Origin of the sequence: Roseibium sp., from assembly GCF_965232425.1 — a bacterium.
In the GTDB taxonomy this organism is placed as follows: domain Bacteria; phylum Pseudomonadota; class Alphaproteobacteria; order Rhizobiales; family Stappiaceae; genus Roseibium.
Genome location: NZ_OZ246971.1, coordinates 3,651,786 through 3,665,518, shown reverse-complemented (window position 1 = coordinate 3,665,518; position 13,733 = coordinate 3,651,786). Strand labels below are relative to the sequence as shown.

Sequence of the window (13,733 nt, the reverse complement as noted above, 5' to 3'; positions counted from 1 at the left end):
GCCGGGCTTCTAGGTTTCGCGCACCACGGCCGGCTCGATGGCGTGCGCTGCCAGGCTTTCTCCTGCTTCCTGCATGGTCAGATAGGTCTGATCGGCACCTGCCTCGGCAATCTGTTCAACGTGGTCCGCATGCAGCGCATGACTGACGATCGTTCCGGAAAAACCGCTGGCCCGCAGCATGCGGGCGGCGATCAGCTTGGCTTCCAGATCGTCCATTGCCAGGACGGCAGCCGAGATGCCTTTCAAATCCACGCCATGCCAGAAATTGCTGTCTTCCGCATCGGCGAAGATCACGTTGCGCCCGGCGCCGGCGTGCCCCTCGACCTTGTACATGTCCGCATCCAGTCCGACCGGGCGATGCCCCTTGTCGATCAGCGCGGTATAGGCCGCGGTTCCGGTTCTGCCCATTCCGAAGACCATGACATCCGCATCGCCGAGATCAGTCGGCTGTTCGTCTGGATGCCGGGCCTGCAACTCGAACCGTTGCAGCTGCGTCTCGAAACGTTCGAAGATCGCATGCGCGAACCGGTTGAGCGGCGCGGCGATCAGAAAGGACACCGAAACCGCGATGGCCAGTGGCACGAGATATTCCTCGGCGGCCGGAATGCCTGCGGCCACGATCAGACCGAATTCGCTGTAGGCCATCAAGGAAAGGGCGGTCACGAAAGACGTGCGCGCCCTGAGCTTGAACGCGATCAGGATGAAGAAAAACAGAACGCCCTTCAGCGGCAGCAGAAGCCCCAGGGCAAGCGCAAAGGAGAGCGCGTTCCAGTCGGGCAAACCGGACATTCCGATCGACAGGAAGAAACCGATCAGGAAGACTTCCTTGAGAGCCCAGAGCGAGTTCGACAACTCGCCGGCACGCGGATGGCCCGAGAGCAAGAGCCCCATGACCAGGGCGCCGATCTCGCCCTTCAGGCTGATAAGTTCAAAGCCGACCCCGCCGACAACAAGGCTCAGCATCATGCCGGTCAGCAACAGGACTTCGTCATGTCCGGCCAGATCAAGCAACCGGAACAGCAGCGGCCTGAGCAGGGGCGTGGCGAAGATCAGCAGTGCCCAGGGACCGGGCAGCTTTCCGGCGAAGATCGCGAGAACGACCAGCGCAATGATGTCCTGAACGATCAGGATGCCGATGGCCGTCCTGCCATGAAACGTACCCAGTTCGCGTTTGGCTTCGAGTATCTTTGCCGACAGCACCGTGGACGAAAAGGCAAGAGCGATGCCGATCAGAACGGCGCTCAACCAGCCGGACGTGAAAAGCAGCCAGACAATAGGCGTGAACAGGGCGACCGAGACCGCGAAATGGATCAGCGCACCGCCGATGACCTGGGGCTCGGTGATCTGCCGCAGTTTCAGCTTCAACCCGATGGTGAAGAGCAGGAGCAGAACGCCGAGTTCGGCGACGTAGTCGAGAATGGGGCCCGTTTCGACGGGCATGCCGAAACCCGGACCAATGAAATTGATGAAGAAACCGGCGGCAAGAAACCCGACCAGCGGCGGCAGACCGATTTGCCGCACCATGAGCCCGAAAACGAAGGCGGTTCCGATTGCAAAGACTTCAAAGTGCATTCCGGTCTCACCCACTCTTTCGTGCCTTGCGGCAAGTCAGTAACTTCTGGAAACCTGTTCGGGACGCAGTACTCGCTTTTCTTTTTTCTGAGGCCTTTATCCCAACAGAAATCTGCTTGCAGGATCAATGAATTTCGCCGAAGGGACCGGGTATTCCACCGGAACTGGCCTCGGAAGAACCTTTGTCTGCCGGTTCTGCGCGGCATCGTGCTTCCCGCGGCGGTTCTTTCAAAAGAACCGGCGCTGGTGCAGGATTGCGCTTGATCCCGGCATCGATGCACCGGCGTCATTCGCGCAAACCGTACTGGTATTGCCGATTCGCCGGTTGAAATTGCGCCCATGTCGATTACAAGCATACCCACCCCGCGGCTTTCCAGGGATCGGGACCAGGACCGAGAAACGCACGGGGCGGGCGCAGCTGAACAAGAAGTGACACATGACGAAATCCAGAATTGTCCTGATTGACCGCCACCCCGGCCGGTCCGCACAAACGATTGGGATTGCCAATGAACTTGGCACCGATCCGGAGCTCATCCACGAACCCTCTGTCGGCGTCGTCGGAACCAAGGGGGACAGCCAGTGCTACCTGGGCGTTGCCCGCAAGGTAGATGCCATTCACGAGCACCTGAAGTCGCGTATCGGCAACGGCGAAGGCCAGCTGAAATACCGGCTGGTTCAGCCGGAATACACCATCGCCACGTCGGACGGCATCCGCAACGGCACGCGTGAAATGCGGTATTCGCTGATCGGCCGTGAGGTCACCAATGATGGCCTGTGCGAGCACCTGGAAGCGTCGGGACTCGCCGGAACGATTGCCGTCGTTGCCTGCGACAAACCCCCGGTCGGGACGATGGCCGCGGTTCTGGAACACAACGAACCGGCAATCATCATGTCCGACGGCACCATCAGGCCGGGCAAGGACCCGGAAACGGGCGAGATGCTGGACATCGTCAGCGCCTACCAGGTCGCCGGCCACCACGACGCGGCGGTTCGCCACCGCATTGCCTGCCACGCCTGCCCGGGCATCGGAAGCTGCGGCGGCATGTTCACCTACAACACCATGCAGACCTTCATCGGCGTGGTCGGCCTTCAGCCGCTGCACATGGTGGCCCCACCGTCGGACGACCCGCGCCGTCTTGAGGAATTTCCGCAGCAGCTTGTCGCCTATCTGGCATCCATGATGGAAACCGGCCTGAAGCCACGCGACATCGTCAAGCGCGATTCCATTCGCAACGCGGTGATCGTGGCCATGGCCATCGGCGGATCGACTAACGTCGTCCTGCACGTTCCGGAAATCGCCCGCGCGGCCGGATATGAACACTTCTGGCGCGACGTGATGACACCGGAAGAGTTCAATCATCTCTCCCGGGATGTCGTTCCGGTCCTGACGAATGCGCGTCCATACGGCAAGTATTCCATGCTCGACATCGATCGTGTGGGTGGCGTTCAGGTCATCGTGAAGGAACTTCTGGACGCCGGTCTCCTGAACGGAGACATGATGACCTGCACCGGCCGCACGCTTGCCGAACAGGTCGCCGATCTCGATGCCGCTGCACCCGATGGCGACGTGATCCACACCGTTGCAGACCCGTTCAAACCGACCGGCGGCCTGCGGATGCTCGGCGGCAACCTGTCACCGGACTTTTCGGCGATCCTGAAACTCGCGGGTGTCGAGGGCGGTCTGGAGAACAATCTCTTCAAGGGACGAGCCCGGGTGTTCGAGGGCGAGGCCGGCCTGATCAAGGCGCTCGACGAAGCGCCGGACAGCTTTCAGGATCAGGATATGGTCATCGTCCGCTACGACGGACCGAGCGGAGGTCCGGGTATGCCGGAAATGCTCGATCCGACCTCACGCATCACGACACTCTGCCGCGAACGCGGCATCGTGGTTGCGCTCATGACCGACGCGCGCTTTTCCGGCGGCTCGGTCGGCCTGGTCATCGGTCATGTCGGCCCCGAGGCCGCGCTCGGCGGACCGATCGCGTTTGTCGAGGACGGCGACGAGATCATCGTCGACCTCAATTCGAACACGGTGAATTGTGCGGCGCTGGACGATCCGGCAACGCTCGCGGCGCGAAAGGCGGTCTGGGAGAAAGCCGTTGCCGACAATGGCGGCATTCATCCGAACTGCGGGGTCGCCGACACCCGGCTGCTGCACCGGGCACGCCACACGGCGGTCCCGGCGGTACGTGGCGGCGGCTTGCATCCGAACCGTGAGGTCTGGGTCCGCGACATGAGACCTGCGGAAGACACCGGCTTCGTTCCGCGCAACCGCCACCGCTAGGGTCCCTATGCGGCGACGCGGCGCGCGCGGAACTTTGGAGAGCCTGATTAAAGGCGGCGCAACGCGCCGCCTTTACCAATCGTTCTCCTTGCTCCAGTCCCAGAGCCAATGCGCGACCGACATAAGCGCCTTGTCTTCTCCGCGTGCCGTGACGAGCTGGACCCCCATGGGAAGACCACCCGGCGTTGAAAGCAGCGGCAGGGTGATCGCCGGCGTGCCTGCCATCGTCCACAGCCCGTTGAAGATCGAGTCGCCCGTCGAGGTCAAACCGGCTGGCGCGGGCCCGGGCGCCGCCGGACACAGGATCGCATCGCAGCGCTCGAACAGCGGTGCAAGCATCCCCTCCATGTCGTCCTGGAACGCCTTGGCGGCAAGGTAGTCGACGGCGCGAAGCGTCAAGCCTTCTTCGATCGCAGCCCGTGTCGGCGGACCGAGCTTGTCTGCGCCGCGCTGAAGATAGTGCTCGAAATAGTGGCCCATCTCCACGGTGTTGATCACCGCGCGCAGCCGAGCGGCATCATCGAATGCCTCCGGCAGCGACAGGTCGATCACCTTGTCTCCAAGCGCAGCACGCAAGCGATCGAACGCGGCGGGAAGCGAAGGGTCTGCTCGGTCCCATCCGGGAGGCGTCACGAACCCGAGCACGGGCGATGCGGCAGGCTCCGGGCTCTGCACTGCCTCACCGCTCAGAACATCGGCCAGGAGCTCAGCCCCTGCCGGGTCATTCGCAAAAACACCGAGCGTGTCCAGCGAATGGGATTGCAGCAACGTGCCCTTTCGCGGGATCGCGTTGAAGCTGGGTTTGAGGCCGACAATGCCGCAGAACGAGGCCGGGCGCACGACGGACCCGCCCGTCTGCGTCCCAATGGCCAGAGGCACCATTCCGTCGGCCACTGCCGCCGCCGACCCCGACGAGGACCCGCCGGGCGTGTGCTCCAGGTTCTCCGGGTTCCGTGTCTTGTTGGGGTGGAGAAAGGCGAGTTCCGTCGTGACCGTCTTGCCGAACATGATGGCTCCGGCCTGTTTGAGCCGTTTCACCGCCTCCGCATCTTCCCGGGGCACGCGCCCCGCATCGACTGGACAGCCGTTCTCGCTTGGAATGCCCGCCGTGTCGATGACGTCCTTGACGCCTACGGGCAGGCCGTGAAGGGGACCGAGCGGCGCTCCGCTTGCCTTCAGCGCATCCAGGCGCTCGGCTTCTCGCAAGACGACATCCTTGTCGAACCATTCCCAGGCCAGCACGTCCACTTGGCGCGCTGCTATGCGCTCAATGCAGGCCTTCGCAAGCTCGACGGCGGACAGCCTGCCATCGGCAAGCCGGTCGCGCAGCTCTACCGCACTCAGCTTGAGCAAAGCCTCGTTTTCACTCATGGATGCCTCCGCGTTCCGGCACTCTGCAACGGCGCGCCGGGGTTAGATACGACAAGGGTTTATCGATCCGCGAACCCGGCGCCAGCCATGCCCGGCAGCGCGCACGCTTGAGGGCCGAATTCAACCGGTCTGCTCGTTCCAGGCGGCCTCGCTAATTACCGTAGGCAACAGACGGCAACCAGGTCGTCAGTGCCGGGAAATAGAACACGATCAGCAGACCCAACAACTGCAGGATCACGAAGGGAACGACGCCCCGATAGATGTGCCCGAGCGTCACGCCGGGTGGACAGACGCCCTTCAGATAAAACAGCGCGAACCCGACGGGTGGTGTCAGGAACGAGGTCTGCAATGTGACCGCAACCAGGATGGCGAACCAGACCACCGACGGATCCCGAACCTGGTCGAAACCGGGAACGGCGAGGTCGAGGCCGACGATAATCGGCAGCATCAGCGGCATGATGATGATCGTGATCTCGATCCAGTCGAGCAGGAAGCCCAGCAGGAAGACAATCAGCAGGATGAAGCCCACGGTCATGTAGGGGTCCTCAAACACCGAGAGCACCAGGTGCTGCACGATCTCGTCACCGCCATAGCGCCTGAGCACAAACGCAAAGAAGTTGGCGGCAAGAAAGATACCGACAATGTAACCGGAGGTGTTCAATGTGGACCGGCTTACGTCCTTGACAACCTTCCAGTTCAGCCTCCGGTTGGCCAGAGCCAGCAGCGTCGCCCCCATCGCCCCGAGACCGGAGGCTTCGGTCGGTGTCGCAATACCTGCGAAGATCGATCCCAGAACAAGCAGGATCAGGAACATGGGCGGCACCACGGCAAGGAGAACCTCCTTGACGTCGTCCCAGTGCACTTTTTCAGGCTTTTCGGGGGCCGGCATCGCCTTTGGATTGATCAGGCCGTAGATGACGATGAAGACGATGTACAGCCCGCCAAGGATCAGGCCCGGAAACAGCGCGCCCATGAAAAGGTCGCCAAGACTGATCGCCAACTGGTCGGACATGATGACCAGCATGATCGACGGCGGAATGAGAATTCCGAGCGTCCCTGCAGAGGCAATTGTCCCCGTCGCGATCGGTTTCGAATAATCCTGCTTCATCATTGCCGGAAGCGCCATGACGCCGAGGAGCGTAACGGATGCGCCGATGACACCGGTGGATGCTGCCAGGATGATACCAATCAGCATGACTGTCAGCGACAGGCCGCCGCGCAGAGATCCGAACAGCTTCTGCATCGAGTGCATCATGCGTTGCGCGACACCGGACTGATCGAGCATCAGACCCATGAAGATGAACATCGGCAGGGCGACAAGAACCGGGTTCTTGACAATGCCGCCGAACAGTCGCCCGGACAGCGCCTGCATGCGCTGATAGCTGATGCCGGTCCGGTCGAACTCGATGATGTCCCGGAAGAACGAGCGGTTCGGATCAAGCAGAAACTCGGCAAGCAGCACGAAGACGAGGCTGACCCCGACCAGCGCCATGGCGACGGGGATGCCGCGAAACAGCATCCAGATGAAGGTGATGAACATCACCATCACGGCGATTTCGTTCAGCGTGAGAAACTGGCCAATGAATTCAAGCATCTATCTGTCTCACGCCGTCTTGTTGCGGCTGAAAAGCCTGGCTGTGCCGATCACCACGAAGGTCAGGACCAGCGTAATCATGATCGTGTACTTGATGTCGTAATTGCCGACTTCGACCTCGTCGAAAATCACGTGCCGACCAATATCCCGCGCCGTTGTGTCGGGCGGGCTGATGAGCCAAACCACCCACCAGAGCGCGTAGTATGTGGCAAGGTTCACCGCGAACATTGTCGAAGGAAACGCGTAGAGCAACTGCTTCCAGAGAACCGGCTTCGTCAGCTTGGACAAGAGACGCACGTAGATCGACCACGCCGCCACCGCCATGAGTATGAAGGACAGGTTCATCAGCGTCTTGAGGATCCAGAGATTGTGCAGCCCGTTCGGACTGTCGGATCCCTCGTCAGCCTTGATGGACGACAGCGTGTAGTGCAGCGTGACATCCCAACTCAGGATGATGAACGGCAGGAACAGCCAGGTCAGGGCGACGATGTCGGTCCTGAGCTTCTTCTGTCTGGAGAAGCCTTCATAGAGGATATCAACGCGAACGTGGCTGTTCGTTGTTACGGCATAAGCGATGCCGACCAGCACCGCCGACCCGTAGAGCCACCACTGGAAATCGTCGAGCCAGGCCTGGTTCATGCCGGCCCCGCGCAGGACAACCTGGGCGCAGATCGCGACCATCAGGAACGGGAAGAGCCATGCAAAAAGATTGGAAATGAAAACGACGAACCGGTCGCCGCGATTTTGTTCCTCGCGTCCAACCGCGCCCGGATCGGTGATCGCGACGCTGCCATCGGCTGAAATGACTTCTTCAGGCTTGTCCATATGCTCCCCGCCTTGCCTGCGATATGCCGGACGCCTCCACACCCAGCAGAATACCGGGGCGATGACGCCCCGGTATGCATTGTGTCGTCCGGGGTTCCGGACGGATCAGTGCAGCCCGCTTAGTTGCGCGGACGCGGCAGGTAAATGTTGTCGTTCCAGACCTTGTAGCCGGCACGGAACTCCTGGAGATTGTCCCAGACTTCCTTGAAGAACGCATCTTCAGCGGCCAGCTCGGCGGCAACTTCGACCCACGCTGCTTCGAAAGCGTCAAGCATTTCAGGCGACCACTGCTTGATGGTCACGCCGTTCTTCTCGACGTTTTCCTGCATCGCATCAAAGTTGGTGGCTTCACCTTCCGCGAAGTTGTCGGTGATGTTCGCCATGCAGGCGATCTGGATCTGGTTCTGGGCAACTTCGTCCAGATCGTCCCAGCGGTCCTTGTTGATCAGAAGCTCGAACATCGTTGCCGGCTGGTGCCAGCCCGGGAAGTAGTTGTACTTCGCGATGTTGTGGAACCCGAGACGCGCATCGATCCGCGGCATGGAGAATTCGGTCGCATCGATCGCACCGCGCTCCAGCGCCGGGAAGATATCGCCGCCAGCGAGCAGCGACGTGGACACACCGAGTTTCTGCATCACTTCCGCGCCGAGACCGAAGAAACGCATGTTCAGGCCTTCAAGGTCTTCGAGGCCGTTGATCTCGTTCTTGAACCAGCCGGAGGTTTCCGGAGCGATGATGCCGCAGGGAATGACGTGAACGTTGTAGCCGTTTTCGTCATACATGCGCTGGAACAGCTCCGCACCGTCGCCATACAGCATCCATGCGAGGAATTCGCCGGCTTCCGGGCCGAACGGCACTGCGGCAAACAGCGAAGCGGCCGGGATCTTGCCCTGCCAGTACCCGGATGTCGTGTAGGCGGCATCGACCGACCCGCTGGAAACGGCGTCAAGCGCTTCAAGGGCCGGAACCAGCTCGCCCGGATCGAAGTGCTCGAACTCGACATCGTTGGAGATGGAATTGATCTTTTCGGTAAAGCCCACGGCAGCCGTGCCGAGGATCGGCAGGTTTTTACCGAAGGCCGAGGTCATTTCAAAGGCTTCCTGGGCGGCAGCCGGTGCCGTCAATGCAAGGCTCGTCGCCGCAGCAATGGCGAAAGTACGGATCGTCATATGTTTCCCCCTGGGTTTTTTTGTGGGCCTTGACCGGCCCTTTGGAAAAAGAAACGTACGCAACTTACTTAGCGCAGTCAGCCAAAAGTGTTAATCCCCGGCTTTCGTATAAAGCGGCTTTGCGATGCCCTAAGTCTTTTTCTTTTCGTTGAAAAAAGAATTTCGGTAGCGTTATCGCGCACGAAACGGAAAACGGTCCTATTGTCTTGGCGACCGGCTTCGCCGCGTCGGACCGGATCAGACAGGGTGCGCTATGAACACCAACGCCACGATATCAAGTGACGAGATCATCCGCTGGCTGATGGTCGAGGGACCTCGCCTGGAAACGCCCTCGGCGCTGCTGAACGGCTACAGCCTGAAACTCCGTGAGGCCGGACTTCAGGTCGACAGGTCGACACTCGGCGCACCGATCCTGCACCCGATCGCGAAGTCATCCTATGTTTTCTGGGATCTGGAGACCGGCCCGGAGCAACGCTGGTTCGTCTATACGCCGGACCAGATGGAAATGCTGAAGGCGAGCCCGATCCACAAGATCTACACGCGCGGCGAAGCAACATCACTTCGCCTGGATCTGCCGGGCGAAAGGAGCCGTTACCCGATCGGTGAGGATCTGTGGGCGGAGGGGTATTTTCAATACAAGGCCCTGCCGCTGCAGTTCTCCGATGAAACCTTCAAGGTCCTGACCCTGGCCACCAAGTCGCCCGGCGGATTTGACGGCCGCGCCAAGGCCCTGATTGACGCGACGCTGCCCGCGCTGACGCTCGTGTTCGAGGGTTTCATCGCGCGCAATACCGCAAGAACGCTCATGGAGACCTATGTCGGCACGAGGGCCGGTCTTCGGGTGCTTGATGGTGAGATCGCCCGCGGTGACGGCAGCACCATCGACGCGGTGATCTGGTTTTCCGATCTGCGCGGTTTCACGTCCCTGGCGCAATCGCGCAGCGAGGATGACCTGCTGAAACTTCTGAACGACTATTTCGGCACGCTGACGGACGCGATCGAGGCCCATTCCGGCGAAGTCCTGAAATTCATTGGGGATGCCCTGTTGGCGGTGTTTCCGCATCAAGATGATGTCGGAGCAGCCGTGGCAAGAGCGGAAGCTGCGGCCCTGCAGGTTTCAGGAACAGACCGGCCGCGGACCAACTATACGTTTGGCATCGGCCTTCATCCCGGCTCCGTCTTCTATGGCAATGTCGGCGGCGGCAACCGGCTCGACTTCACCGTCATCGGGTCGTCCGTCAACATCGCCAGCCGCATTGAGGGCCTGTGCGGTGCGCTGGGCGAAACCGTTCTGGCCTCCGGCGACTTTGCGGCAAAATCGGAAAACAGCTGGCGGTCCGTCGGACCCCGCGAGTTGAAGGGCGTCGCCGACCCACTGGAGATCTTCGCACCGGTCGTGCCTCAACGCAGATCATAACCAGACCGGGCTAGGGTACAGCCCCATTTCTGCCGCCAAATCGGCCTCATTTGTGAGTCCATCACCTAGTCGATCCGGTCCGGCAGGCCGCGCCCGTTGTTCCACCACCGGTTCGGATTGCTGCTGTTCGGGTCATAGGCCGCCCTGGAGGCCCAGTCCTCACGCAGGAAGATCACCGGTTCTTCGTAGTGATGCACAAGAAGGATCGCATCCATCACCTTTTCGAGGATCGCCAGATCCCGCTCAATGGAGATCTTGAGTTCGACCATCGGGTAGGTTTCGGTGTTTCCCGCCTCGAAACCCGCCACGTGGGTGGTTGTCGTGGACCCTGGTTCCGGTTGGGCGGTTTCCCTGCCGACGGCGGAAATACTCGCATTGCGCTGGTACCGCCCGAAGCTCAGCGGATGAACTTTCATGACCTCGTCGAGAATACGGTCGGTATCCTCCGGCAGGGTCTGTATCTCCAGGGTCCAGACTGGCAGGAAGGTACCGGATTTTGCCGAATAGCCGTCGAGATGCATGGATTCGCTCCGTCTTGGAGATTAGATTGTTCTTACTTTGTTCCAATGATCTCACTACGTCAACAAGTCTCACGATGTCTCTCGCGGCCCTGATCCATCCGATGCCGGACGGGCGCGAAGTTGCGCGGGCCTTGACTCTCGCACATAATTGACAGATATTTCTGTCATGACAGAAATTACCGACAGAGATAAAAACTCTTCCAAATCTCAGTTCATCCTTTATTGGGGAGACATGGGAAGCCAGTGGGGCGTGAACAGGTCCGTGGCGCAGATCCACGCCCTCCTGTATCTCAGCACCGAACCGCTCAATGCGGAACAGATCTCCGAGGAACTCGGGATCGCGCGCTCCAACGTCTCCAATTCCCTGAAGGAACTGGTCGGCTGGAAGTTGATCCAGCGCGTGCCCGTCGCGGGTGACCGGCGTGAGCATTTTATCGCCGAGACCGATGTCTGGGAAATGGCGCTGCTCATCGCCAGGGGCCGCAAGGAGCGGGAGATCGATCCGGCAATCCGGGCGATCGACATGTGCGTGACACAGGCGGAGACCGAAACCGCCCTCGATCCTGCGGTGCTCGGGCGCATGCACGCAATGCAGGATTTTCTGGCCACGGCTGACAAGTGGTCGGCCCAGATGCTCAGCGTTCCCAAGTCCAACCTTGCCGCGTTGATGAAGATGGGCAACAAGGTACTCACCCTCCTGAAGATCGGCGGCAAGACCGCAAGGTAGCCGCAAATTTTTTTGCTCTTTAATTTCTCTTTATACAGAAATAACAAATAAAACAGGAAGGACTGGATATGCTGGAGAATATCGACGGTCACCAAGGCACAACGCTCCCGGACCAACGGTTCCGCCGGTTGCTCGGCGAACCGGCCTGGCAGGCACTCCCCCCGTCCGTCCGCCGCCGTTTCGGCAAACGCCTGAAAGGCGGTTCGAGCGTGGTCTATCAGGGCATCGTCGTCTCGATGCGGCGCAATTTCGCCGGCTGCATCCTTTCACATCTGGCAAGGCTCGTCGGTGCACCGCTTCCGCATGACATGACATCCGTCAACCAGCCCGCCGTTGTCACGGTCACCGAAGACTGCGCAGGAGACGGACAGTTCTGGATCCGGCAATACGGCCGGGCCTCCGGCTTTCCGCAGGTCATTCACAGTTCGAAACGCTTTGCCGGTCCGACCGGGATCGAGGAATATATCGGCTCGGGGATCGGCATGGCGCTTCGCGTTGGTGTCGCAGACGACGGCCTGAGCTTCACAAGCGACCATTACTTTCTGCAGTTCGGGTCATGGCGGCTGCGGCTGCCCGGCTGGTGCAGTCCCGGCGCGCTGACCATTACCCACCGGGACCTCGGCGGCACCCGTTTCCTGTTCTCTCTCACCCTTGAAAGCCGGTTTTTCGGCGAGCTCATCCACCAGGATGCGCTGTTTCACGACATGGAGGTTCAACCATGACCGATCCCTTTCTCTGGACCCTGATTACCGTTCAGATTGCCATGGGCCTGTTCGACACGCTCTTTCATCATGAACTGACCGAACGCCTTGCCTGGCGTGCGTCCCAGAAACTGGAACTGCGGCTGCACGGCATCAGGAACTTTTTTTACGGGTTGATCTTTCTCTGCTTTGCATGGATCGAGCCGCACGGTCTGTTTGCGGCGGCGCTGGCTCTGGTTCTCGTCGTTGAGGTGATGATCACGCTCTGGGACTTCGTCGAAGAGGATCTGTCGCGCAAGCTCCCCTGGACCGAGCGCATCAATCACACGCTGCTGACCTTGAACTACGGTGCGATCCTGGCCCTTCTGGCCCCGATCCTGTGGCAGTGGAGCCAGCAACCGACGGCGGCAACCTTCGTCAGTTACGGATGGTGGAGCGTGATGGCAAGCCTCGCCGCATGCGGCGTCGCCGTGTTCGCAGCGCGCGACCTGCTGGCAGCCGCCAGAAGTGAAAGGCTGTTGCGCGGCGACCCGGCGGAACTCGTGTCGGTACTGCCGCCGCACCGGCATGTTCTCGTGACCGGTGGCACCGGTTTTGTCGGCTCGCGTCTCGTCGAGGCGCTGGTTTCGGCGGGCCACGACGTCACCGTTCTGACACGCGATGCCAGAAAGGCCGGGACGCTGTGTCACCCGGTGCGCGTGATCACGAGCCTGGACCAGGTCAGGGACGACGCGCATTTCGATGCGCTGGTGAACCTTGCCGGTGATCCGATCGCGAACGGCCTCTGGACCGCGAAGAAACGTGCGCGGATCATCCGGTCTCGTGTTCAAACGACAGAGGCACTGGAGGCTCTGGTCGCCCGCCTCGATCACAAACCGGACTGCCTGATCAGCGGATCGGCCATCGGCTGGTACGGGCCGCGTGGTGATGAAGTGCTCACGGAAAAATCGGAACCGGCAGCGGCCTTCACCCGCGAGGTCTGTGCGCGCTGGGAGCAGGCGGCAGCAAAAATCGAAAAATTCGACGTTCGTGTCATCCGGCTGCGTATGGGTCTCGTGCTCGGCGTTGACGGCGGCATGCTGGCACAGCTCCTGACCCCGTTTGAATTCGGCGGCGGTGCAAGGCTCGGGGATGGCCGGCAGTGGATGTCGTGGATCGAGCGGGACGATCTCATCCGGGTCATTGCGCACGCGATCGCGGACGGCACCTTGAGCGGGCCGGTCAACGCCACCGCTCCGGTTCCCGTGCGCAACGTTGCCTTCACGCGCGCCCTTGCCCAGGCCGTCCGCAGGCCGGCATTCCTGCGCATTCCCGCCTGGGCTCTGACTTGGGCCCTTGGCGACATGGCGCGAGAGACCATGCTGGTCAGCCAGCGCGTCATTCCGAAGAAGCTCATTGATCACGGATTTGAATTTCGGCATGCCGAGATCGCGCCGATGCTGCGCAAGATCACCGGCGCAAAACCGGAGCCTTCGGAAGACATTTCGGGGATGGACACGGCCGCCGCAAAACCCTGACCGGGCATAGGTTTCAATCCGGACCGGACCGGGGC

11 protein-coding genes are annotated in these 13,733 nt (G+C 60.9%); 5 read left to right on the top strand and 6 right to left on the bottom strand.

Going from position 1 to position 13,733, the window contains the following annotated elements:
• Positions 1-9 precede the first annotated feature (9 nt).
• On the bottom strand, positions 10-1,572 hold the full coding sequence (locus tag ACO08A_RS16795; RefSeq protein ID WP_422037131.1) for a cation:proton antiporter: 1,563 nt from the start codon (positions 1,570-1,572) through the stop codon (positions 10-12).
• Positions 1,573-2,008: 436 nt separating this feature from the next.
• Here ACO08A_RS16795 and ACO08A_RS16790 point away from each other — a divergent pair, with 436 nt between their 5' ends.
• Complete coding sequence (locus tag ACO08A_RS16790) at positions 2,009-3,856, top strand: dihydroxy-acid dehydratase (RefSeq protein ID WP_422037130.1); 1,848 nt, start codon at positions 2,009-2,011, stop codon at positions 3,854-3,856.
• A gap of 72 nt (positions 3,857-3,928) precedes the next feature.
• Here ACO08A_RS16790 and ACO08A_RS16785 read toward each other — a convergent pair whose 3' ends face one another.
• The 4 genes from ACO08A_RS16785 to ACO08A_RS16770 all read right to left on the bottom strand — a co-directional run bounded on the left by ACO08A_RS16785 (position 3,929) and on the right by ACO08A_RS16770 (position 8,815).
• Complete coding sequence (locus ACO08A_RS16785) at positions 3,929-5,227, bottom strand: amidase (RefSeq protein WP_422037129.1); 1,299 nt, start codon at positions 5,225-5,227, stop codon at positions 3,929-3,931.
• Between the two features lie 151 nt (positions 5,228-5,378).
• Complete coding sequence (locus ACO08A_RS16780; RefSeq protein WP_422037128.1) at positions 5,379-6,821, bottom strand: TRAP transporter large permease; 1,443 nt, start codon at positions 6,819-6,821, stop codon at positions 5,379-5,381.
• 9 nt (positions 6,822-6,830) lie between these two features.
• On the bottom strand, positions 6,831-7,646 hold the full coding sequence (locus tag ACO08A_RS16775; RefSeq protein WP_422037127.1) for a TRAP transporter small permease subunit: 816 nt from the start codon (positions 7,644-7,646) through the stop codon (positions 6,831-6,833).
• A gap of 119 nt (positions 7,647-7,765) precedes the next feature.
• The gene (locus ACO08A_RS16770) at positions 7,766-8,815 is read right to left on the bottom strand and encodes a TRAP transporter substrate-binding protein (RefSeq protein ID WP_421979398.1); all 1,050 of its coding nucleotides are present in this window, start codon (positions 8,813-8,815) and stop codon (positions 7,766-7,768) included.
• 253 nt (positions 8,816-9,068) lie between these two features.
• Between ACO08A_RS16770 and ACO08A_RS16765 the strand changes: the two genes are divergently transcribed.
• Complete coding sequence (locus ACO08A_RS16765) at positions 9,069-10,232, top strand: adenylate/guanylate cyclase domain-containing protein (RefSeq protein ID WP_422037126.1); 1,164 nt, start codon at positions 9,069-9,071, stop codon at positions 10,230-10,232.
• Between the two features lie 65 nt (positions 10,233-10,297).
• Here the strand turns inward: ACO08A_RS16765 and ACO08A_RS16760 are convergent, their stop codons facing one another.
• The gene (locus tag ACO08A_RS16760) at positions 10,298-10,753 is read right to left on the bottom strand and encodes a hypothetical protein (protein WP_422037125.1); all 456 of its coding nucleotides are present in this window, start codon (positions 10,751-10,753) and stop codon (positions 10,298-10,300) included.
• Positions 10,754-10,919: 166 nt separating this feature from the next.
• On the opposite strand from ACO08A_RS16760, the gene ACO08A_RS16755 reads away from it, so the two are divergent.
• The 3 genes from ACO08A_RS16755 (at position 10,920) to ACO08A_RS16745 (ending at position 13,698) form a co-directional block, all read left to right on the top strand.
• Positions 10,920-11,480, top strand: a complete 561-nt coding sequence (locus tag ACO08A_RS16755; RefSeq protein ID WP_422037124.1) for a GbsR/MarR family transcriptional regulator — start codon at positions 10,920-10,922, stop codon at positions 11,478-11,480.
• Between the two features lie 68 nt (positions 11,481-11,548).
• Positions 11,549-12,202, top strand: a complete 654-nt coding sequence (locus ACO08A_RS16750) for a DUF4166 domain-containing protein (protein WP_422037123.1) — start codon at positions 11,549-11,551, stop codon at positions 12,200-12,202.
• Complete coding sequence (locus ACO08A_RS16745; protein ID WP_422037122.1) at positions 12,199-13,698, top strand: TIGR01777 family oxidoreductase; 1,500 nt, start codon at positions 12,199-12,201, stop codon at positions 13,696-13,698. Before ACO08A_RS16750 ends, ACO08A_RS16745 begins: the two co-directional genes overlap by 4 nt.
• Positions 13,699-13,733 lie beyond the last annotated feature (35 nt).